The 21,988-nt window shown below is 65.1% G+C and carries 19 protein-coding genes; 13 read left to right on the forward strand and 6 right to left on the reverse strand.

What is annotated here, in order from left to right; translation table 11 throughout:
• Positions 1–125: 125 nt before the first annotated feature.
• A complete protein-coding gene (locus GEV06_17355) occupies positions 126–1,829 on the reverse strand; it encodes a portal protein (protein MPZ19665.1) in 1,704 nt (567 codons plus the stop codon).
• A 36-nt stretch (positions 1,830–1,865) separates the two neighbouring features.
• On the opposite strand from GEV06_17355, the gene mutL reads away from it, so the two are divergent.
• A complete protein-coding gene (mutL, locus tag GEV06_17360) occupies positions 1,866–3,704 on the forward strand; it encodes a DNA mismatch repair endonuclease MutL (GenBank protein MPZ19666.1) in 1,839 nt (612 codons plus the stop codon).
• A 103-nt stretch (positions 3,705–3,807) separates the two neighbouring features.
• Positions 3,808–4,308, forward strand: a complete 501-nt coding sequence (locus GEV06_17365) for a rubrerythrin (protein ID MPZ19667.1) — start codon at positions 3,808–3,810, stop codon at positions 4,306–4,308.
• Positions 4,309–4,516: 208 nt separating this feature from the next.
• On the opposite strand, the gene GEV06_17370 is transcribed toward GEV06_17365, so the two are convergent.
• Complete coding sequence (locus GEV06_17370; protein ID MPZ19668.1) at positions 4,517–5,896, reverse strand: AAA family ATPase; 1,380 nt, start codon at positions 5,894–5,896, stop codon at positions 4,517–4,519.
• Complete coding sequence (locus tag GEV06_17375; protein MPZ19669.1) at positions 5,868–6,716, reverse strand: hypothetical protein; 849 nt, start codon at positions 6,714–6,716, stop codon at positions 5,868–5,870. Before GEV06_17375 ends, GEV06_17370 begins: the two co-directional genes overlap by 29 nt.
• 240 nt (positions 6,717–6,956) lie before the next feature.
• Here GEV06_17375 and GEV06_17380 point away from each other — a divergent pair, with 240 nt between their 5' ends.
• Together GEV06_17380 and GEV06_17385 are read left to right on the forward strand one after the other, a co-directional pair.
• A complete protein-coding gene (locus GEV06_17380) occupies positions 6,957–7,427 on the forward strand; it encodes a transcription elongation factor GreA (protein ID MPZ19670.1) in 471 nt (156 codons plus the stop codon).
• Positions 7,428–7,455: 28 nt separating this feature from the next.
• A complete protein-coding gene (locus GEV06_17385) occupies positions 7,456–8,880 on the forward strand; it encodes a hypothetical protein (protein MPZ19671.1) in 1,425 nt (474 codons plus the stop codon).
• 498 nt (positions 8,881–9,378) lie between these two features.
• Here GEV06_17385 and GEV06_17390 read toward each other — a convergent pair whose 3' ends face one another.
• The gene (locus GEV06_17390; protein ID MPZ19672.1) at positions 9,379–9,936 is read right to left on the reverse strand and encodes a hypothetical protein; all 558 of its coding nucleotides are present in this window, start codon (positions 9,934–9,936) and stop codon (positions 9,379–9,381) included.
• 453 nt (positions 9,937–10,389) lie between these two features.
• Complete coding sequence (locus GEV06_17395) at positions 10,390–11,820, reverse strand: hypothetical protein (GenBank protein ID MPZ19673.1); 1,431 nt, start codon at positions 11,818–11,820, stop codon at positions 10,390–10,392.
• Positions 11,821–12,068: 248 nt separating this feature from the next.
• Between GEV06_17395 and GEV06_17400 the strand changes: the two genes are divergently transcribed.
• From GEV06_17400 to GEV06_17435, 8 genes are all read left to right on the forward strand, one after another.
• The gene (locus GEV06_17400) at positions 12,069–12,980 is read left to right on the forward strand and encodes a VWA domain-containing protein (protein MPZ19674.1); all 912 of its coding nucleotides are present in this window, start codon (positions 12,069–12,071) and stop codon (positions 12,978–12,980) included.
• Positions 12,981–13,068: 88 nt separating this feature from the next.
• Positions 13,069–15,084 carry an excinuclease ABC subunit UvrB gene (gene uvrB, locus GEV06_17405; GenBank protein MPZ19675.1) on the forward strand — a complete coding sequence of 672 codons (2,016 nt, stop codon included), beginning with the start codon at positions 13,069–13,071 and terminating at the stop codon, positions 15,082–15,084.
• Positions 15,081–15,851: an MlaE family lipid ABC transporter permease subunit gene (locus tag GEV06_17410; protein MPZ19676.1), complete on the forward strand. Its 771-nt coding sequence runs from the start codon at positions 15,081–15,083 to the stop codon at positions 15,849–15,851. Before uvrB ends, GEV06_17410 begins: the two co-directional genes overlap by 4 nt.
• A gap of 35 nt (positions 15,852–15,886) precedes the next feature.
• The gene (locus tag GEV06_17415) at positions 15,887–16,825 is read left to right on the forward strand and encodes an ATP-binding cassette domain-containing protein (protein ID MPZ19677.1); all 939 of its coding nucleotides are present in this window, start codon (positions 15,887–15,889) and stop codon (positions 16,823–16,825) included.
• Positions 16,826–16,836: 11 nt separating this feature from the next.
• Positions 16,837–17,877 carry an MCE family protein gene (locus GEV06_17420; protein MPZ19678.1) on the forward strand — a complete coding sequence of 347 codons (1,041 nt, stop codon included), beginning with the start codon at positions 16,837–16,839 and terminating at the stop codon, positions 17,875–17,877.
• Positions 17,878–17,904: 27 nt separating this feature from the next.
• A complete protein-coding gene (locus tag GEV06_17425) occupies positions 17,905–18,183 on the forward strand; it encodes a hypothetical protein (GenBank protein MPZ19679.1) in 279 nt (92 codons plus the stop codon).
• A complete protein-coding gene (locus tag GEV06_17430; GenBank protein MPZ19680.1) occupies positions 18,180–18,602 on the forward strand; it encodes a hypothetical protein in 423 nt (140 codons plus the stop codon). The genes GEV06_17425 and GEV06_17430 overlap by 4 nt, the downstream gene beginning before the upstream one ends.
• A gap of 67 nt (positions 18,603–18,669) precedes the next feature.
• Positions 18,670–19,215 (forward strand): hypothetical protein, encoded by a 546-nt coding sequence (locus GEV06_17435; GenBank protein ID MPZ19681.1) that lies wholly within the window; start codon positions 18,670–18,672, stop codon positions 19,213–19,215.
• 186 nt (positions 19,216–19,401) lie between these two features.
• Here GEV06_17435 and GEV06_17440 read toward each other — a convergent pair whose 3' ends face one another.
• On the reverse strand, positions 19,402–19,899 hold the full coding sequence (locus GEV06_17440) for a hypothetical protein (protein ID MPZ19682.1): 498 nt from the start codon (positions 19,897–19,899) through the stop codon (positions 19,402–19,404).
• Positions 19,900–20,180: 281 nt separating this feature from the next.
• Here GEV06_17440 and GEV06_17445 point away from each other — a divergent pair, with 281 nt between their 5' ends.
• On the forward strand, positions 20,181–21,938 hold the full coding sequence (locus tag GEV06_17445) for a GTP-binding protein (protein ID MPZ19683.1): 1,758 nt from the start codon (positions 20,181–20,183) through the stop codon (positions 21,936–21,938).
• Positions 21,939–21,988 lie beyond the last annotated feature (50 nt).

Here is a 21,988-nt window from a genome sequence, read left to right on the forward strand (position 1 = left end):
ACAAGGTGATGGGGTGACAAGGTGATGGGGTGACTCGGTTACCGGGGTGAGCATCGAGTGACGTTGCCGCCGTCCACCTGATGTCCACCCCGGTAACCGAGTTACCCCCTCACCTTGTCACCCCCTCACCCCCTCACCCCCTCACCCCGGCCGCCAAGCGGCGCATACCGTTCTTCTCGAACCGCATCTGCTACGCTCAGCGTGTCTTCCGGTGAGACGCCGAGATGCGCGAGAGCCGTCCGTGTCATCTCCAGCCCTGCCTCGAACTCCGGCTGCACGACTTCTGACACCCCCAGCTCACGAAGCGCATGAACGGCCTCGAATCCCTCGGCGCGTGCCACGAGACGAACCGATCGATTCAGGTCCTGGGCGTGGCCGACGACCGAGCGTGCAACGGTGAACGATGGTGTGGTCACAATCAAGAGGCGAGCAGTACGCGCCCAGGCGGCCTCGAGAACTGTCGGTTGTGCGGCGTCACCGTACACGACTGGATGACCAGCCTGACGCGCGAGCGCGACACGTCGAGAATCGAGCTCGATGAGCACGAACGGCAGACCGAGTCGTGCGAGCACCTCCGCAATACTCAGACCGACGCGTCCGGCGCCGGCAATGACGACGTGCTCCTGGAGCCCTGCGCGAGGGAGGTTGATGGTTTGCACCGGCTCGGCGCCCCGCCGGTGCTTCATCCACTCGTAGATCGGCGCCGTGAGCCCTGAGACGAACGGCGTCAGCACCATCGTTACCAGCGCGGTATTGAGGACGAGCGCGTACAGCTCGCTCGAAATGGACTGCGAGGTAATGCCCACTCGCGCCAGCACGAACGCGAACTCGCCAACCTGAAACAGACCCAGGCCGACCGCAAGGGGGACCACATTCCGGTAGCCGAACAGCCGGACGACGAGGCTGAAGATCACACCCTTGCCGGTGCCGACGAGGCAGACGAGCACGAGCACCATGGGGAGCTGTGCGAGGAGCAGCGCCGGCTCGAGCAACATGCCGACCGACGCAAAGAAGAGCATGCTGAAGAGGTCACGCAGCGGGATGATGTCGCTCAGCGCCTGATGGCTATACTCGGACTCGCTCAGGACCATGCCGGCCACGAACGCGCCCAGCGCATACGAGAGACCGAAGAGATACGTCACGTATCCAATGCCGAGGCCGATCGCCGTCGTTGCCAGCAGAAACAGCTCGCGGGAGTTCCACCGGACGATCCGCGCCATCAGCCATGGGATGAGGCGCGTGCCCACAAGGACCATCAGGGCGAGAAACACGGCGGCCCTGAAGGTTGCCCAGCCCACGGCCGCGAGGCCCGCCTGGGGCTGTGCGAGCTTGGGGAGGACGATCATCATCGGCGCGACCGCGAGGTCCTGGACGATGAGCATGCCCAGCATGACGCGGCTGGACAGCGTGCCCATCCGGCCTTGCGCTTGGAGCGTTTTGAGCAGCACCATCGTGCTCGATACCGAGACGAGTGCGCCCAGCCAGATCCCGTCCACCCAGGACCAGCCGAGCCAGCGTGCCGTGAGGGCGCCTAGCGCGATGGTTGCCCCGATCTGCAGCGGCGTGCCTGCCAGCGCCACGCCCCGCACGGGCGTCAGCTCCTTGAACGAAAACTCCAAGCCCAGCGCGAAGAGGAGCAGCGCCACGCCGACCTCGGCCAGCAGCTCGACGTCGTGTGGGCTGCTCACTGTCAGGCCGCCCGTATGCGGGCCCACCGCCACGCCGGCGATGATGTAGCCGAGGATGAGCGGTTGGCGGAGCTGTTGCGCCACGAGGCCGCCAAGAAGCGCAGCCACGAGCACGATCGTGAGATCAGCCGCAATGCCCATGCGTCGCCCCGATTGTAATGGGGTTTGTCCGCTAGAATGTCGCAGGTGCGACACATTCACATCCTCCCGCCCGATCTCGCCAATCAAATCGCCGCTGGTGAAGTGGTGGAACGTCCGGCCTCGGTGGTCAAGGAGCTGGTCGAGAACGCCCTCGACGCTGGCGCGCGTCGCGTCAGCGTGGACATCGAGCTCGGAGGCAAGGCGCGCATTCGTGTCGAAGACGATGGGGAGGGGATGACGCCAGAGGATGCACGGGTCGCGGTGGAGCGCCATGCGACCAGCAAGATCGCCAGCGCCAGCGATTTGGAAGCCATTGCCACGTTGGGGTTTCGTGGGGAGGCGCTACCGTCGGTCGCCTCCGTCTCTCGCTTTTGTTTGCGCACACGCGCGCGAGGGGCGCCCTTCGGCTACGAGGTCCGCATCGAGGCGGGGCAAAGAACGACGGTGGGGCAGATCGGCGCGCCGGAGGGCACCTTCGTCGAAGTGGCAGATCTCTTCTTCAATCTCCCGGCCCGCCGAAAGTTCCTGAAGGCAGACGCCGCCGAGTCGGCGCAAGTCTCGCGCCTCGTCACGCAGCTCGCGCTGGCGTATCCGGAGGTTGGGTTCGCGCTGACGAGCGGCGGGCGCCGCGTGATCGAGTGCTCGCCGGTCACCGCGCTGCGCGAGCGCCTCTACCAGATCTACCGCGATCGCCGCAATCTCGTGGAGGTGAAGCGCGAAGGGGGCGGCATCCGCATCGAGGGGTACGCCGCGCCGCTCGCCGAGCAAGGGCCGGTGCGCGGGCCCCAGAACATCTACGTCAATCGGCGTATCGTTCGAGACAAGACGCTCCATCATGCCATTGTTCAGGCATATAGCGCTGCGACCATCAAGGAACGGAGCCCCGAGGTCCATCTATTCCTCACGATGGACCCACGCCGCGTCGATGTGAACGTGCATCCGACCAAGGCGGAAGTGCGCTTTCTCGATCAAGGGCTCGTGCACGAGGTGCTGCGCCGCGCGCTCACCGATGCGCTCGGCGCTGGCCCAATGCCGGAGCTGCGGTTGCGCCCAACAGCGGGCGCCCAGGAGGCGTCCGCGCCACTCCTGCCCGGCGTCCTCACGCTCGGGGCGAGTGTGTCTCCGGGCCTCGGCCCGCGGTCGCTCGACGATTCAGTCGCGGTGCCGCCGGTTCGGGCGGCGGGCGTCTCGAGCCCTGAGCGCGAGGTGTCGTCGGCGGAGGGCGACTGGGGGAGCGAGCTTGGAATGGCAGTTGGGAGACTGGTGCCCGAACGGCGCACGGCTGGGATCGATGCCGTGCAGCCGATGATTCCGCTCGGCCAGTTTCGCGACACCTTCATCGTGGCGGTCGACAGCGAAGGGCTTTCGATCATCGACCAGCATGTGGCTCACGAGCGCGTGCTGTACGAGCAGATCCTCGGACGGCTTTCGGCCGGTGGCCTCGAGAGTCAGCGACTGCTCACGCCGATTGTGCTCGAGTTGGCGGCCGGCGAGCGCGAGGTGCTGCTCAGCCACCAGTCGGATCTCGCTCCGCTGGGCTTCGAGATCGAAGAGTTCGGGGGCGACACACTGAAGGTGAGCGCCATGCCCGCGTTGTTGAAGGTCCACGAAGCCGCCTCGGCGATGCGGGTACTGGCCACTGACCTCGAGGGGCTCGACCGGGGTGCACGCGTCCACGACGCGCTGGGCCGCATCGCGGCAACGATGGCGTGCCATGCCGCCGTGAAGGCCAGCGACCGTCTGACCATTGAGCAGATGCAGTACATCCTGGACGAGCTGCGGCGGACGTCGTACTCCACGGTGTGCCCGCACGGCCGGCCGGTAGCGCTGCGTCTCAGCCGCCGCGAGATGGAGCGGAACTTTCAGCGGATCTAAGGGCACCTACCTAGAGCCGCGCCGACGTGGTCGGTGCCGGGCGCCGTCGTGCGGCAGCGGCTATACTGGCGGGTGTCACGAGACGCGAAAGAGAGAGGGAGCTATGCCGCGGAGTCGGACCAAGAGAGCGACGTTTCTCATCGAGGACCAGGCCAAGCGAAGGAAGATCGTCGAGCTGCTGACGCGCGCCTACTGGATGGAGCTCGAGACCGTGATGAACTACTTGAGTCACTCCGTCAACCTCGACGGCGTGCGCGCCGAGGAAATCAAGAAGAGCTTGGCGCAGGACGTCACGACGGAGCTTGGCCACGCCCAGCAATTCGCGCGCCGCATCAAGACGCTCGCCGGCGTGACACCGGGCAGCTTTGCCTTCAAGCCGGATCAGAAGTACCTGCAGCCAACATCCGACACGACGAACGTCGAGGTGGTCATCGAGGGCGTCATCGAAGGAGAGAAGCAGGCGATCGCGCACTACAATCAGGTGATTGCCTTCTGCGACGGCGTCGACTACGTCACGCAGGACATGGTGATTCAGATCCTTGGCGACGAGCAAGAGCACCTGCGTGAGTTTCTCGGGTTCTTGAGAGAGTACGAGAAGAGCTGAAGCCACGCAGGTTGGGCAAAGAGTATCAGAAGAAGGAAAGGAACCGGAGGAAAGGTCCCGCGTTCCTTTTCCGATCTAGCCGCGCAGGAAAGCCTGGTACTCGCGGACAGCGCGAGTCATGGGAAAGATGTCGATGAACCGCAAGAGTTCTGTGAGGTCGAGGTCGGGAAGGAGCTCGCTCTTTTCAAGGCGCAGGTAGTTGCCCCAGTTATCTGGAGCTCTTCTTCTGTCGGGCCGCCTGCCACCGCTCGATCCGCTCACGGATCTCGCGCTCGAAGCCGCGATCGGTTGGCTGGTAATACTTCCGTGCTCGGAGGGTCGGTGGGAGACAGTCCATCCCCGTCACCGCCTCGTCTGCATCGTGCGCGTACTGATAGCCCTTGCCGTACCCGAGCTCGCGCATGAGGCGTGTAGGAGCATTCCGGAGGTGCAGCGGCACGGGCTCCGCGACGTCGCGCTGCGCATCCTCTGCGGCACGGGTGTACGCCGCGTATGTCGCGTTGCTCTTGGGAGCGGTCGCCAGATAGATCGCCGCTTGTGCGAGCGCCGTGTTCGCTTCCGGCATTCCCAGGAAGTGGGCGGCATCCTTGGCAGCCACCGTGACCTGGAGCGCGTGCGGGTCGGCGTTCCCGATGTCCTCCGATGCAAACCGCACGAGGCGCCGCGCAAGATAGAGTGGGTCCTCGCCAGACTCGAGCATGCGAGCGAGCCAGTACACGGCAGCGTCTGCATCGCTGTTCCGGAGTGACTTGTGCAGCGCGGAGATCAGGTTGTAATGCTCTTCGCCAGTCTTGTCGTAGAGCAGAGCGCGCCGTGCAATGAGACCAGCCAGCATCTCGCGATCGAGCCTGTGGGACGCGGCGGTGCCAGGAGCCTCCTGCCCTCGCGCTCCGACGATGCCCGCGGCCAACTCGAGCACGTTGAGCGCCACGCGTGCGTCACCGTTGGCGTACCGAGCAATGGCCTCGACCACGCCCTCTTCGATGTCGAGATGCTGCCCGCCCAGCCCGCGGCCCTCATCCTCGACCGCATGCTGCAGCACTGTCACTAGGTGCGAAGACTCGAGGGGCCGCAACACAAATACCTTCGAGCGGGACAAGAGGGCGGCATTGACCTCGAACGAGGGATTCTCGGTCGTGGCGCCGATGAGGACGATGTCGCCCGCCTCCACGCGCGGGAGGAAGGCGTCCTGTTGTGCCTTGTTGAACCGGTGGATCTCATCGACGAACACGATAGTCCGCTGATGCTGGCGAGTGCGGTGGCGTTCGGCCTCCGCCATGACCTCCTTCACATCGCGAATACCGGACAGGACGGCGCTGAACCCGATGAATCGCGCTCGCGTGACGGTTGCGACGAGCCGGGCGAGGGTCGTCTTGCCGGAGCCGGGCGGTCCCCAGAGAATGACCGACTGGAGCACGTCGTTGAGGATGGCTTCGCGGAGCGGTGTGCCCGGCGCGAGCAAATGTTCCTGCCCGACGACCTCGTCCAGCGTGCGCGGCCGCATGCGCTCCGCCAGTGGCGCGGGAGCACGCGCGGATGCCTCCACTGGCGGTCCTTCGTCAGGGAACAGCGGTGAGCCTCGGGTCATGCGGGAAGTATCCTCGTTGCCGCGCCGCTTCAAAGACAATCAGCGCGCCGGCCACAGCCACGTTCAGCGATTCGACGGGCGGCCGCATGGGGATGGTCAGCGTCTCGTCTGCTTTGCCGAGCATGGCCGCGTCGAGTCCGCGCCCTTCGCCGCCCAGCAGCACGGCGGTTGGGCGCGTGAGATCGCAGGCGCTCAGCATCGTCTGGCCACGCGGGATCGCGGCGACGAGGCGGAGACCGAGCCGGCGGAGCATGTCGACGGTGCGCTCGATCGAGCGCTCGCGCACCACCGGGAGGCGAAAGGCGCTGCCCATTGCTCCACGCAGCGCTTTCCAGCCGAGCGGGTCTGCCGTGTCGCCGCTGGCGACGACCCCGTCCGCGCCGCCGCCCTCCGCCACCCGCACCAGCGCACCCAGGTTGCCGGGGTCTTGGACGCTCACTGCGACGACCACCAAGGCAGGAGAGCGCGAGGTGAGCGCCTGCCAGCCGGCGCTTTCCACGCGCGCCAGGGCAACCACGCCTGAAGGAGTCGTCGACGGGCTCATCGCCCGTAGCACCTCCTCGGTCGCTAGTATCACGCGAACACCGCGAGACTGGAGCTCACCCACCAAGGCCCGTTCTTCGTCGCGCTCGAGGGATCGCTCGGAGCAGGCGGCAACGTCCACGGTGACGCCGGCGCTGAGCGCCTCTTCCACGAGTCGACTGCCGTCGAGGAGCGCCACGGTGGCCGGACGTGCCGCTGCCGCGCGCCGAAACGTCGCGACGAGCGTGTTGCGCCGGCTGATGATCGTCTCGAGCCGTAGCGCGGATGCACGCGACATCTTTCCAAGGAGACTATCACTTTGTCGCTTGCCCCCTAGATCCCTAGATCCCTAGATCCCTAGATCCCTAGATCCCTAGATCCCTTCCTCCCTTGCCCCTTGGTCCCTTTCCCCCTTGATGCTAAGATGCCCCTGAGCAGGGCGAGGGAAGCGGACATAGCCGGCTTCTCCCGCCCTGCAAGTGTTTAGGCCGTTTGTGAAGTCGACGGCTTCGGCGATGATGCTTCGTGTTGAAGGCAGATGAAGTCCCAGTTGGTCAAGCGGTTCGAAGAGGAGGTCCAAGCACTCGAGCGGGAACTCAAGCGAGACCTGCCGCAAGAAATCAAGCGGGCACGCGAGCTGGGAGATCTTCGCGAGAATGCGGAGTACCAGGCCGCCAAAGAGCGGCAGAGCCTGGTTCAAGCGCGTATTTCAATGCTCCAGAAGCGCCTCTCCGAGCTCGCGATGCTGAACCTCGACAAGATTCCGCGGGACCGCGTGGCCTTCGGCTCGACGGTGCACGTGCGCGAGGCGGACGGCACCGCACAAGTGTATACGCTCGTCATGCCCGAGGACGCGGACGCCGAGCGTGGCCTCGTCTCGACTGCTTCGCCCATCGGTCGAGCGCTGGTTGGGAAAGAGGAGGGCGACGAGGTCCGTGTACCCACGCCCAATGGCCAGCGGCTCTTCGAGCTCGTCAAGCTCGTCACGATCTACGACGGTAGCGAGTAGCGCAGGTGAGTCGCGGCTGCGGCCACCGGTGTCATACTCGCCACGCCTGCGCACCGCGGTCGTGTTGACCGGTACGGGCACGGCAGGCGCGTACCACGCCGGCGTGTTGAAGGCACTCACCGAAGCAGGCGTCAAGATCGACATCGCCGCAGGGCGGGGCATCGGGGCAGCCGGTGCGATGCTGGCGGCGGTGGATGCCGGCAGCCGCCTGTGGGATCTCGACGGTCTCTGGGGACTCCCAGGCATCACCACACTATATCGCTGGAGACGAATGTGGGGCCTTGCTGGCTGGGCGCTGCTCGTGGCGTTTGGCGCGCTGGCGTTGCCGGTCGCCCTCCTCGTTCTCGGAGCGCTGCTCTACCCGATTGCACTCATCCTTCAGATACTCCAGGTCGACGGAAACGGGGTCGTCGCGCGGTGGTTCGTCGAGCTGCTCGCCACCAGCTTTCGGCGGGATCTCTTCGTCACCTACATTCCGCGCCTTGCGGTTCTGTCCCTGCTCGCGGCGCTGTTGGCGCTCGCCTGGGAGTGGCTGTACATCCACCTCGGTCGGCGGGCTCGGCGGCGCAGTCGGGGGCAGCCTTGGTGGCTGGCGCTTGGCGCGCCACTCGACGTCTCCCGGGCGCGCGCGCGCGTCGTCGCGAGCTTCTGGCAGTTCGTGCGTGGGGCCGCGGCGGTTGCGCAGCCCGGCCGCCGCGAGATCAGTCGGCGCTATTCGGAGCTGCTGCTCGAAGGCCTTGGTCAGCCAGGCTCGCGAGAGCTGATCGTCACCTGCCACGATCTCGATACCCATCGCGATCTCATTTTTGCTCTGCTGCAAGAGCCACATCGTCGTCGCTTCTTTCGAGAGGACGAGGCTGGCTTGGCGGGCAGGGCCGGCGAGGTTGTCGATCTTGCCGGCATCGGACGCGACCACGTGTTCGACGCGGTTGCCGGGGCGCTGGTCGTGCCGATGATCGCCGAGCCGCATCTGTTGACCTTCGCGCCGGAGAGCGTCTGGCGCGGAGAGCCCCACCGACTCACGGACCGTCCCGGTGGGCTGGTGCGCCTGCTCGAGGAGGTGTCGGCCGCCGGGGCAGAACAGGTGATTCTCGTGTCGGCGGCGCCGCCGCTCGAGCAGCCGCACCAACTGGCGTCGCGTCGAGTCCATCCGCGGGCATGGGCCGGCGAGTACCTCGCGTCGGTCGAGGCGGCGGCAGTTCGTGATGCCACGACTGCGCTGTTCGATCGCTTTTCGGCGCTGTTCCACGTTCAACCTGCACACAACCCGCTGGGGCCCTTCGACTTCGGCGGGGTTTACGATGAGCGCTCGGATCGCCGTCACACGCTGCACGAGCTGATGCAGCGCGGGTACGAAGATGCGTACCGGCAGTTCATCGTGCCGGTCGTGGGCAATACCCAGGAGCTCCGAGCGGAGTTGTGGAAGCTGCGGCAAGAGGGAGGTTCGAGGTAGGAGGTAGGAGGTTCGAGGTTCGAGGTTCGAGGTAGGAGGTTCGAGGTTGGGGGCAGGTCAGAGGATTGGGGTAGCGGCCGGGGCTTCGGGTAGGAGTTCGAGAGGTGCGGGCAGGTCGCAGCTTAGAGGTTGGGGCTGTGAGGGAGCGGCAGGTTGGGGACGGGGTAGAGGCGTCCGGTGGCACGCTGATTGCTCTATTGATCGACATGCTGAGCACCCAGCGCCCAAATCGTCAGAATCGTCTCGGGTGAACAGGCGACCCTGGAGGACCTGGGAGCAAGAACGGCACGTTTCAGGGCACTGACAGGGTCACGGATCCGGTGCCCTTGGCCGACGGCGAGCGCCTCAAGCTGGGTTCCGTCTGGCTCACCTACCGCGCCTTACCCGTCACACAGGAGACCAGGACGGTCCGAGGCACGCCGCTTCTGTGAGCCACAGCAGAGCCCGCCGCCCGTCCGACTCACCGGCCACAGCCGCAGGGACCAGAGATGTCTTGCGTCAGCGCACCAGACCCCGCCTGATCGCAAGCGCAACGGCCTCTGACTTCGAGTGGACGAGGAGCTTTCGATAGACGTGCATGATGTGAAAGCGGATGGTCTCGATGCTCAGGTCGAGCTCCGCCGCCGCGGTTTTGTAGCTATGCCCTTCAGTGAGTAGCTGGAGCACTTGCCTCTCGCGCGGCGTGAGCGCGCTGTCACTTGCCGGCATCGGCGCCGTGCGAGGGAGCAGCCCGACCTCAGCCGACGCTGGCGCACCGCTGTGATCACTCTCCTGGAGCGTGTCGACGGGCCGTGGTGGCGGCGTGTCTTTTCGCAAATAGCCTGTCACATAGCCGTTGAAGGAGCGCGTGCTGTCGTCGGGCAACGCCACGCTCACGGTGACGCGCTGGCCGAGAATCTCGTCGAAGTCGATGTCACGCGTGCTCAGCAAGTCGAGCTGATACTCGAGCCGTCGCCTTTTCTCGTCGCGCGCGTGCGTGCTATCGAGCAGCGGCACATCGCCACCGGGTGGTCTGGTGATATCCATCCCGCTGCGCATTTCCATTGCTTCAGGCATAGCGTTTCTCCAAACATCCGTCGAGCATTTGCGGTCGTGAGCGAGTCCTTGGCCCACTGCCGTGGCCCGCTCAACGTGTCGATCCCGAATAGGGTGGCTCGACGCGTCTCTGGAAGTCTTGGGAGTTCCATGGGAAAACGCTTGGATTCTTCTGGGGTGCGGAATCGTGCCCGCGTCTGTCGGGCGTCACAATGGCTGAGCTGTAGCGGCGGGCGCGCTGGGTGGCGCATGGTACCATTTCCGTTCGTGCAGTCTGGGGGAGGCCGTTTCGAGAAGGCTCGTGAGACATGCAGGATAGGCCCGACGCCGAAAGGGCAGCACACGGGACGGCGGGTACGACCTGTTCGCCATGAACCGCAACGGCAGCACCGTCCGTAACCTGGGCGCCGGGGCCGACCCGGCCTGGCAGCCAAGCCCGGCGTTGGTGGGCCGGCGTCGGTGGGGCCCCAGTGACTAACCTCGGGCCTGCAGGGCGGCGACTTCCTTTGGCTTGCCGTTCTGTTCGTGCAGGAAGCTGTGAGTGAGGTCGCTCAGGCGGCGTGCGATCTCTTCCGGCGTTCGGGCGCCATGCTTCTCGACGAAGGCCTCGAACGGCACCACTGCCTTGGCCAGTGATCGATGCCCGCCTGCGCTGCCTAGGTCTGCAAAGAAGCGCTTGACGAACTCACCGGCATTGCGCGCGTACCCGAGATTGCGCAGCGAAACAACTAATTTGTCGCCCACGATCCCGGCGATGGCGGCCCAGCGCGTGTCTTCGAGCTCGAGGAAGAAGTCGGCCGCGTAGGTGATGAGATCCTCGCGCGGCGCCTCGCCGAGGCAGCCGCAAAAGACTTGGTCCTCGTGGACGCTGGCCGCGAGCGCCCGCATGACGTACTCCAACCGCTCGTGCGTGATCTCCGCGCCTTCCATCTTGCGGATGAGGGCTGGGTCCGCCAACGGGTAGAGATTGGTGAAAGCTTCGAGATCCTGCCGGTTCGTATGGCGCGCGAAGAAGAGGGTGTCAGACTTGATGGCGTACAACATCGCCGTCGCCGTACGCTCCGAGACATCGAGATCGACGGCGCGCATGTGCTCCCACAGGATCGTGCTCGTCGAGCCGTAGTCTGGACGGATGTCCTTGAAGACCGCGTTGTAGCCGGTCTGCTCTGGGTGGTGATCGATGACGAGGTCCACGCGGTTGAGGCCATCGAAATAGTGCGGCTGCACGTCCACCGTCGCGATACGATCGTAGTGCTCGAAGTCGGCGGGCGTGACCCCGTCCACCGGGATGTCGAGCAGGCGTGCCATCCGTAGGTTCTCGGGGCGGGTCATGGGCTGCACCGCGCCGATGGTGCAGGTGGCGCGGCGGCGACGCAGGATGTAGCGAAGTGTCAGGCCGCTGGCGAGGGCATCCGGGTCGGGATCGTTGTGGAGGAGAACGAGCACGCGGTCCGCATCCTCGAAGTAACGCTGGTACTGCTGAACGCGCGCGCGTGTCATGGACCGGCTCAGCTCTGCAATGAGGGTCGGCTCGGTGAGCTCGGCGAGCGTGAACTGCGTGACCTCCGGGTACCGCTGTCGAACGTCGTCGGCGGCGCGTGTCGACGCGCCGGTGGAGAGGACATAGGTGAGGGAGCCCCCGGCGTCGCGGACCGCCTCGATCAATCGCCTCAAGCTCCGCCGCCGGTGGTCCTCGACGATCACACAGGTCTGCGGAGAGAGGTCCGCCTTTAGATAGGTGTCGACTCGACAACAGTCTGCGGCGGTCACGCGGATCCCGGCGTCGTGTAAGCGACGAGCCAGCGCGCGATTTTCAACGAGGAAGTCGACGTCGAAGGTTGAGCTGAGAATCCGGTCGAGCGTCCGGACCATCAGCTCGGTCTGACAAATGGCGAGACACTTCATAGCCAGCGAAGCCCCTCGGGCGCATCATCGCCGGAGGGGCCAAACTCGTATTATACCGCAGGTCCTCCTATGCCAGGCCGGCGGCGGACTGCGGTATGCTGTGCGTCTGTGCTCGTGGACTCGAGGAGCCGGTATCGGGGCCGGTGTCGGGGCTGACTTGAGCGCCCATTTAGAAGGGCCGATTGCGGGGCCGATTGCAGTGCCGATTTAAGGCGGGGAGGGACAACCGTCGCCTTCGGTCGAGACCCATGCGTGAGCTCTTGGCAAGCGTCTTCGTAGCGGTGCTGGCGGCGCCAGCTTCCGCACAGGTCGTCTATCGGACCGTGGCGGACCCCATCGTCCGCGTGAGCGTGACGGTGGTCGACGACGACGGGGCGCTGGTGAAGGGCCTCACGTCCGAGGACTTCGTCGTGCTCGAGGACGGGCGCCCGCAGACCGTCCGCTTGTTCGCGCACGGTGACGACCTGCCGGACAACCTGCCCTTCCACGTTGGTCTCCTCCTCGACACGAGCGGCAGCATGGAAGATGACATTCGCTTCGCGCGCACGGCCGCCATCAAGTTCCTCAGGCTCCTGCCCGAGGCGGACGACATGACCCTGGTCGATTTCGCCACCGAGGTACGCCTGGCGCGGTTTGAGCCTCGTGACTTTCCACGGCTGGTCGAGCGCGTTCGCGGGCGACACACCGAGGGATGGACGGCGCTGTACGATGCGTTGAGCGTCTATCTCCACGGCGCGTTCGATCAGGACGGCGACAAGATCCTGGCCCTGTACACCGATGGCGGCGACACGTCCAGCACGGCGACCTTTGCGGACGTGCTGGATCTCGTGCGCACCTCTGATGTGACCATCTACGCGATAGGCCTGCTGGAGCACCAGGTGTCGAGCGTGCGACTGGAGCAGCGGCTTCGCCTGCAGCAAATCACCGAGGAGAGCGGCGGCCAAGCGTTCTTCCCGCTCTCGGCACGAGAGCTCGACGATGCGTATGCGCGGCTCCTCGCGGAGGTCGAGGGCCGCTACATCCTCGGCTACATCTCGACAAACCAACGACAGGACGGCACGTGGCGAAAGCTGCAAGTGCGCCTCAAGCAAGGCGCCGCGTGCGACGCGAAGCTGCGGACGCGCAAGGGCTATTTTGCGCTCTACCGCGAGGACCAGTGATTCTTTGATACGATTCGAGCTGGAGTGCGGGCCCTTGTCGAGGTCGTCACGATTCGTTGTCTGTGGCTGAATCCCGAATCCTGATTTTATGTCGTCCCGGTACGACCGCTTCGATCTGGTCACCGACTTCGAGCTGCGCGGCGATCAGCCGCGCGCCATCGACGAGCTCGTGACCGGCCTCGAGCGTGCGGTGCCGTGTCAAACGCTGCTCGGTGTCACAGGCTCGGGCAAGACCTTCACCATGGCGCAGGTGGTCGCCCGCGTCAACCGCCCGACGCTGGTGATGGTCCACAACAAGACGCTCGCTGCGCAGTTGTATCAGGAGTTTCGGCGCTTCTTCCCCCACAACGCGGTCGAGTACTTCGTCTCGTACTACGACTACTACCAGCCGGAGGCCTACGTCCCGTCCACCGACACCTATATCGAGAAGGAAGCCACGATCAACGACGAGATCGACCGGATGCGGCTGTCGGCGACACGGTCGCTGTTCGAGCGCCGCGACGTCATCATCGTCGCGAGCGTCTCGTGCATCTACGGTCTCGGCTCGCCCGAGGCCTACTACGGGATGGTGCTTCCGCTCGAGCGCGGCCAGCGGATCGAGCGCGACCGCATCCTGCGGAAGCTGGTGGATATTCAGTACGAGCGCAATGATCTGGAGTTCGGGCGCGGGACGTTCCGTGTCCGCGGCGACGTCATCGAAGTGTTTCCGTCGTACGAAGAGCAGGCGGTCCGAATCGAGCTCTTCGGTGACGAGGTGGACGAGCTCCTGACGATTGATCCGTTGACGGGCCGTACGCTCGAGCGGCACAGTCGCCTGGCCATCTATCCGAAGTCGCACTTCGTGACACCGCGCGAGCGGCTCACGCCGGCGATCGCGTCGATCAAGGAGGAGCTCACCGAGCACCGCGGTCGGCTCGAGGCCGCGGGCAAAGTGCTCGAAGCGCAGCGGCTCCACCAACGAACGATGTTCGATCTGGCGATGCTGAAGGAGATCGGGTACTGCCACGGCATCGAGAACTACGCCCGCCATCTGACGGGGCGCACGCCTGGCGAGCCACCGCCCACGCTGCTCGACTACCTGCCGTCGGACGCCCTCACCATCGCCGACGAAAGCCACCAAACGATTCCGCAGATCCGAGGCATGTACTTCGGCGACCGTTCGCGGAAGGAGATGCTGGTCGAGTACGGCTTTCGTTTGCCCTCCGCGCTGGACAACCGGCCGCTCAATTTCGACGAGTGGCGCGCGCGGGTGGATCAGATCGTCTTCGTCTCGGCGACGCCTGGGCCGTACGAGCTGCAACAATCGGGAGGCGTCGTGGTCGAGCAGATCGTGCGTCCAACCGGTCTCGTCGATCCGCCGCTCGAGGTCCGGCCGGTGCGCGGTCAGGTCGACGATCTGCTGCACGAGATTCGCCAGCGGGCGGCCGCGAGGGAGCGGGTCCTCGTCACGACGCTGACCAAGCAAATGGCCGAGGACTTGACGCAGTATTACCAGGAGCTGGGCGTGCGGGTGCGCTACCTGCACTCGGACATCGACACGCTGGAGCGTGTCGAGATCCTCCGCGATCTGCGGCGCGGCGCCTTCGACGTGCTCGTGGGCATCAACTTGCTCCGAGAGGGGCTCGACCTTCCGGAGGTCTCGCTCGTCGCGGTGCTCGACGCCGACAAAGAGGGATTTCTCCGTTCGGCCGGGTCGCTCATCCAGACCGTCGGCCGCGCTGCCCGCAACGTGAACGGCCGCGCCATCCTGTATGCCGACAGCGTCACCGACTCGATGCGTCACGCGATCGGCGAGACCGAGCGGCGCCGCGCGGTCCAGGATGCCTACAACCACGAGCACGGCATCACGCCGATGTCGATCGTGAAGCAGATTGACGACGTGTTGTCGAGTGTCTACGAGCGCGACTACACCTCGGTCCCGCTGGCGGAGAATCGCGATGAGGAGACGTTCCACTCCGAGGCCGACCTGCGCGCCGCGATCGGCCGGGTGGAAGCCGACATGCGGTCTGCCGCCGCCAACCTGGAGTTCGAGCGTGCCGCCGCGCTGCGCGATCGCGTGAAGAAGCTGCGCGGCTTGGTGCCCGGCGCCGTGGGGGTGCCGTGACGCCACTGACCGAGTGGTCCAAGAAAGCGCTGCTGGAGCTCCAGGAATACGTCAAGCTGTGTGTTGCCGTCTTCCGCGGGTCCGTGACGCGCCCGTTCTACTATCGTGATGTCGTCGAGCAGTTCGACGCCATTGGCGTGGCCTCGCTCACCGTCGTTCTCCTGACCGGTCTCTTCACCGGGGCAGTGCTCGCCCTCCAGACCGGCATGACACTCGATCAGTTCGGTGCGCGCTCGGTCGTCGGCCGGCTCGTGAGCGCGGCGATGGTGAAGGAGCTGGGCCCGGTGCTCACGGCCCTCATGGTGGCCGGACGCGTCGGCTCCGGCATCGCCGCGGAGCTCGGCTCCATGGCAGTGACCGATCAAATTAGCGCGCTGCGTGCGCTCGGTACGGATCCGATCCGTAAGCTCGCGGTGCCGCGGATTCTCGCCGGCCTGTTCATGGTGCCCGTTCTGACAGTGGTCTCTGCGGGCATCGGGATGGTCGGGGGTTGGATCATCGCGGTCACACAACTACGCGTGGCCTCCAGCGTCTACTGGACGGCGGTCGTCGATGGGCTCTATATGGAAGACCTCTGGATGGGGATGATCAAGCCGTTCTTCCTGGGCTTCGCGATCGTCAGCATCGGCTGCCACGTCGGGCTGCGGACGAGCGGCGGCACGCAGGGGGTCGGCCGCGCCACGACCAATGCGGTCGTGGCTTCGCAAGTGGCCGTGTTGGCCATCAATTTCTTCGTGACGAAGCTGTTGACGACGGTGTTGTATTAGTTCCTGGTTCTTAGTTCTTGGTGCTTGGTGCGCCTATGGCGAAGTGGTCGGTTGGGAATTCGTGGGATAGCGCTTCGACGCCGCAATATCGGCCCGGGTTTCTCTCGCCGCACCAAGCACCAAGGACCAAGGACCAAGGACCTGCCTCGCCGACGCTGGAAGAGGCTCTCGCGGCCCCCGGTGCGCCGGTCGTCATGTTCGACAAAGTGTCGCTGGCCTTCGACGACCTGGTGGTGCTGCGTGAGGTCAGCTTCACGCTGCTGCACGGGCACACGAAGATCATCCTGGGCGCAAGCGGCGCCGGGAAGTCGACGATCCTCAAGCTCATTCTGGGACTGCTGCGTCCGGACGCCGGCGTCATCTGGGTGAATGGCGAGCGTGTCGACTTGCTCGACGAGCGCGAGCTGATGGCCGTCCGCGCGAATCTCGGCATGGTCTTTCAGGAGGGCGCCCTCTTCGACTCGCTCACGGTGCGCGAGAACGTGGGCTACAAGCTCTACGAAGAATCGGACCGTCTGCTGGAGGACGTCGATCGCCGTGTGGAGGAGGTGCTCGGATTCGTCGGCCTCAGCGAGCACGTCGAGAAGATGCCGTCCGCGTTGTCCGGCGGGCAGCGGCGGCGCGTGGCCATTGCGCGCGCCATGACCGCGAAGCCGCGTATTCTGCTGTACGACGAGCCTACGACAGGCCTGGATCCGATCACAGCGCTGACGATCGACGCGGAGATCATCAAGCTGCGCGATCTGGAAGGCGTCAGCTCCATGCTCGTCACACACCAATTGCGCGACGCATTCCACGTCGCGGAGCATACGGCGGTTCGCGAGAATGGTCAGCCACGGATCCTTGCCGCAAGCCGCGACAAGTCGGCCGAGGCCGAGTTCATGATGCTGCGTGAGGGTGATGTGGTCTTCGAGGGGAACGCTCACGAGCTACGGGCTTCTAGCGACCCCTACATTCAAAGCTTTCTCTCCTAGGATCTATCCATATGCCTCGCACCCGCTCACTCGCCTGGTCGGAGCTGAAGATAGGGTTTCTCGCTCTGGCCGCCATCGTCTTGGCGGTCTTTCTGGTCTTTCTGGTCGGCGGCCAAGGTGGGCTCTTTGCTCGCGAGTACCATCTCAAGTCGCGGTATACAAACGTGATGGGACTCAAGGAGGGAGGCCTCGTCCGCCTGGGCGGCGTGGAGGTGGGCCAGATCGAGAGAATTGAGTTTGCCGGCGCGGAAATCGAGGTCACGATGACGCTGCAGCAGGCGATGCAGGACAAGGTGACCACGGGCTCGCGCGCGGCGATTGGATCGCTCAGTTTGTTGGGGGAGGGCGTCGTCGACATCACCGCGTCGACCAGCGGTGAGCCGTTGTCAGAATGGAGCTACATCCCCACCGCGCGGCAGGCGCCGCCGCTGGGCGACGTCGCGGCCGGCGCGTCGGAAGGCCTCGAGGAGCTCACGACGATCTTGCGGGGCGTCCGTCAGGGCGAGGGCACGATGGGGAAGCTGTTCACCGACGAAGCCGTCTACCGCGAGCTCAGTGGTCTGCTCGAGACGGCGGACCGCGTCGTGGCCAGCGTCAATCGTGGCCGCGGCACCCTTGGCCAGCTGGTGAACGATCCGGCGGCATACAAGGCGTTGCGCGCCTCGCTCGAGGATCTCCAAGCGGCGACACGCCGGATCAACGCCGGGCAGGGCAGTCTGGGCCGCCTCCTCCACGACGACGCGTTCGCGCGGTCGCTGACGGCGACGACGAAGAACCTCGATGAGGTGACGGCGCGCATTTCGCGCGGTGAGGGAACCGCCGGCAAGCTCGTCACGGATGACGCCCTGTACAAGCGCCTGGCCGCGGTGAGCCAGGGGCTGGAGCGTCTCGTCGCCCGGCTGGAGGCCGGTGAAGGGACGGCAGGGCGATTGCTCCATGACCGGCAGTTGTATGAGAACATGGATGGAGCCGTGCGCGAGTTGCGGGGCTTGCTTGCCGACATCCGGAGCGACCCGAGGAAGTTCCTCAACGTCCGGGTCAGCATCTTTTGAGGGCCCCTGTCTTAGAGGAGGTTCGTGGTGGCACGCGACAACGACGGAAACGGCGGGTCTGTGGTGGTAGCGTTCTTCCTAGGGACGATGGTTGGTGCGGCTGCAGCGTTGTTATGGGCGCCAGGACCGGGTGAGGAGATGCGACGACGGCTCTCCGACCGTGCTCGCGAGGGGCGCGAGCGTGCCGCGGAAGCGGCGCACATAGGACGGGAGTTCGTCCATAAACAGCGCGAGACGGTCTCGGCCGCAATCGACCGTGGCAAGGAAGCCTATCAAGAGGCGCGTAGCCCGAAGGAGCCGGCGTGAGCGAGTGGAGCACGATACTGCTTGGCGTCATTGCTGCGTCGACGCTGGTCATGGCGCTCATCCAGGTTGGGGCGATCGTGTATGCGGCGCGCACGGCGCGCCGCGTCGAGGCGCTCATTACCAAGGTCGAGCACGACGTGCGGCCGCTCGTCGAGCGCGCCAACCAGCTAGGCGTCGACGCCGCACGGATCTCGGGGCTCGCGGTGGGACAAGTGGAGCGTGCGGATCGACTCATGGGCGACATGGCACAGCGCGTCGATACGACGCTCGGTATCGTGCAGAACGCCATTGTCGCGCCGGTTCGCGAAGGCGCCGCTGTCTTCGGAGCTTTGCGTGCGCTGCTCGACACGATGCGCTCGTTCCGCCGACGGCCGGCGGGAGCGCGCGGCGACGAGGACGACGCGCTGTTCATCGGCTGAGCAGGAGCGTACGGCGTTGTGACTCTCGGGTTCTCAAGGGGAGCGCTCATCGTCAAGGGGGGATACGATGTCGAAACCGTCGTGGAGAAGTGTGTGGCTGGCCGGGCTGGGTGTGCTGCTCGCGGTTCCTGCGGCGGCGCAAGCGCCCAAATCTGCGGACCTCGCGCTCGCGTTGGGCAAGAAGATGAGCGCGGCCAAGCTGACGTATCTCGTTGCACCGGATGTCGAGGCGCCCGACCAGTTCGTCGGGGCGTTTCATATACCGGAGGTGGAGCTGCGTGTCGTGGCTGCGCAGTACACTGCGCCAGCGCTCCTCAAGGAGCACGTGCTCAAGGAGGAGCATCAAGAGGCCTACATCGAGCTGAGCAGCGGGTCCGAGCTCGAGTCCCGCACGTTCGTCGATGACATTAGCGCCGACGGGCTCCGTGCCGACCCACCCAAGGGACTGGCAGGCGATACATACCAAGTGGGAAATACCACGGTGACCTTCAATAAGGACTGGAAAACCCAGGAGCTGACCGAGGCTGCCTACAAGGAGGCGTTCAGCAAGGCGGAGGCGGAGTACGTTCGCGTCCTTACCATCCTGACAGGAAAAGTAGGACAGTCGCAGTGACGGAAGGGATCAAGGGATCTAGGGAGCTAGGGATCAAGGGATCAAGGGGAGCTCGAACAACGGGGGGCGCTAAGCGATCAACGTCGTAGCCTCTCCGCCCACCTTCCCTAGATCCCTTGATCCCTTGATCCCTAGCTCCCTAGCTCCCTTGATCCCTAGGAAACCCTAGGAAACCCTAGGAAACGCTTACCTCCACGTGTAGCCAACCCCGAACTTCAACCTGGGGCTGTCGATCGCGCCGATCTTGAGCTCCGCGAAGAATCCGTTGTCGAACAGGACGCCTCCGAGGAGGTTGACGCCGGCCTCGGTCTCGGAATCGACGTCCTCAGCATCCGGATTGAAGTTGAGCACCGATGGACCGCCGCCGACGTACACGTCGAAATTAGGTAGATTACGGATAGGCAAGTAATACGCGAACTCGAAGTTGAAGGCCGCAGTCGTCAAATCGTCGCCCAAGCCGATCTCGACGTTCGGGCGGAATGTGAGTCGCTCGGTCAGCTCCGGCGTTTCGTAGTGAAGGCCAAAGTAGAACTGATCGGCGAGGCTGTCGGCGCTGACGCCGCCTCGGACACCAATGCCGCTGGCCTGCGCCGCGGCCGTCGAGGGCAGGAGTGTGCAGGCCGCCAGCAGCACAGCGACCGTCGGGAGCGGAACACGGCGAAGCAGATCGAAGCACAAACGCATTCTTTCGATTCCTCCTAGAGAGAAAAAGGGGACAGGCCCCTTTTCTTTGGTGGCGCGAGTCTTGGAAGAAAGGGGCCTGCCCCCTTTTTACATCTATGATGCTAGCAAGCCCCGTGCCGGTTTGTCTGCATGGCCTTGCAGCGATCCCGGCGGCACATATGGCTGAGTTTGAGCGGCATTTCGGCCAATCGGACGGGATTTTGCATTAATGATCGTGCATTTTGGATTTTGTCTCGGCGAGATCGACTCCACAGCCAAAGACAGATGACAATAGACGCAAGATGCTGCAACGGTCTGAATCTTCGCCCATGAGCCTTCGTCTGCTCTCGGATCGGCAAGCGGCGTTACTCGCTGAGGAGCGCCGAACACTGGCCGCGGTCCGGGAAGCGCTCGAGCGGTTCGGTGCATCGGACGAGGATCGTGCGATTCTCAACCGGGCCATCGAGCAGCTCGACGACTTCTTCCTCCTCGTCGTGGTCGGCGAGTTCAACGCGGGCAAGAGTGCGTTCATCAACGTCCTCATCGGGCAGGATGTCCTCGAAGAGGGCGTCACGCCCACGACCGCACAGATCACGGTGCTGCGCTACGGAGAGACCATGGCGCAGGACGGCCCGGGAAATGGGGTCGTCACCGTGCGCGCACCCGCCGAGCTGTTGCGAGAGGTGCACCTGGTCGACACGCCCGGCACCAACGCCGTGGTGCCGGAGCACCAGACGATTACGGAGCGCTTCGTGCCGCGCGCGGATCTCGTGTTGTTTCTCACGAGTGTCGACCGCCCCTTTACGGAGAGCGAGCGCGCGTTTCTCACGCTCATTCGCGATTGGGGCAAGAAGATCATTGTCGTGCTCAACAAGATCGACATCCTGGAGCGCGAGGAGGAGATCGGCAGGGTCATCGACTTCGTGGAAGAGAGCGCCGAGCGTCTGGTTGGCATCAAGCCGCCGGTATTCCCGGTGAGCCTCCGACTCGCCCGACGCGGCCGTCGTGAAGACGCGGCGGTCTGGGAGGCGAGCCGGTTCGCGCCGCTCGAAGGGTTCCTGCGCGAGACGCTCGAGGACCGCGAGCGGGTGCGCCTCAAGCTCTCGAGCCCGCTCGGCGTCGGTGGGCGGCTGGCCGACACGCTGCTCGGGCAGGTGCGGGAGCGATTGGGGCTTCTCGGCGACGACCTCACCCTCTTGGAGGACGTCGATCGGCAGCTCGCCGTGTACCGCGAGGACATGACGCGCGATTTCCGCTTCCGTATTGCGGACATCGACAATCTGTTGCTCGGGATGGAACAACGCGGCCATGCGTTCTTCGACGAGACACTGCGGGTGGGCCGCGTGTTCGACCTCCTCAACCGGAGCCGAACGCAAGAAGCGTTCAAGCGTGAGGTCGTGGCCGACACGCCAGAGCAGATCGAGCGCCGCGTGTCGACGTTGATCGACTGGCTCGTCGACGCCGATTTCCGGCAGTGGACGGCCGTGAACCAGCACCTGCACGAGCGCCGCCGCCAGCATGCGGAGCGGATCGTCGGCGGCAGCGAGCAGTTCCACCACGACCGGGCGCGGCTCATCGACGGCGTCGGCCGGCAGGTGCAGCGGGTCGTCGACACCTACGATCGTACCCGCGAGGCGGCCACGATCGCGGACAAGGCGCGTGATTCGGTCGCCGCCGCCGCCGCGTTGCAGGTGGCGGCGGCCGGCTTGGGAGCGGTCGTCACGATTGCTGCGACCACGGCCGCCGCTGACATCACGGGCATTGTGCTGGCCGGGGTCTTGGCGGCGGTCGGCCTCTTCGTGATCCCCGGGCGCCGCCACCGCGCAAAGCAGGAGATGCGACAGAAAATCACGCTGCTCCGCGAGCAGCTGTCGCGCGCGCTCCATCAGCAGTTCGAGACGGAGATCCAGACCAGTGTGGTGCGAGTCGAGGAGAGCATCGCCCCGTACTCACGGTTCGTGCGTGCAGAGCGGACCAAGCTTGCGGACGCGCAGCAGACGCTGGACGTCTTACTCGGGAGCATGAACGCGCTGCGTGCACAGATCGAGGACGTACCCTAAGGGCCTGTCAGGGAATAAGTGCACCATTCTGGCTGCCGATGCATCCCGTC

The sequence above is a fragment of the Luteitalea sp. genome (assembly GCA_009377605.1).
Classification (GTDB): Bacteria; Acidobacteriota; Vicinamibacteria; order Vicinamibacterales; family Vicinamibacteraceae; genus WHTT01.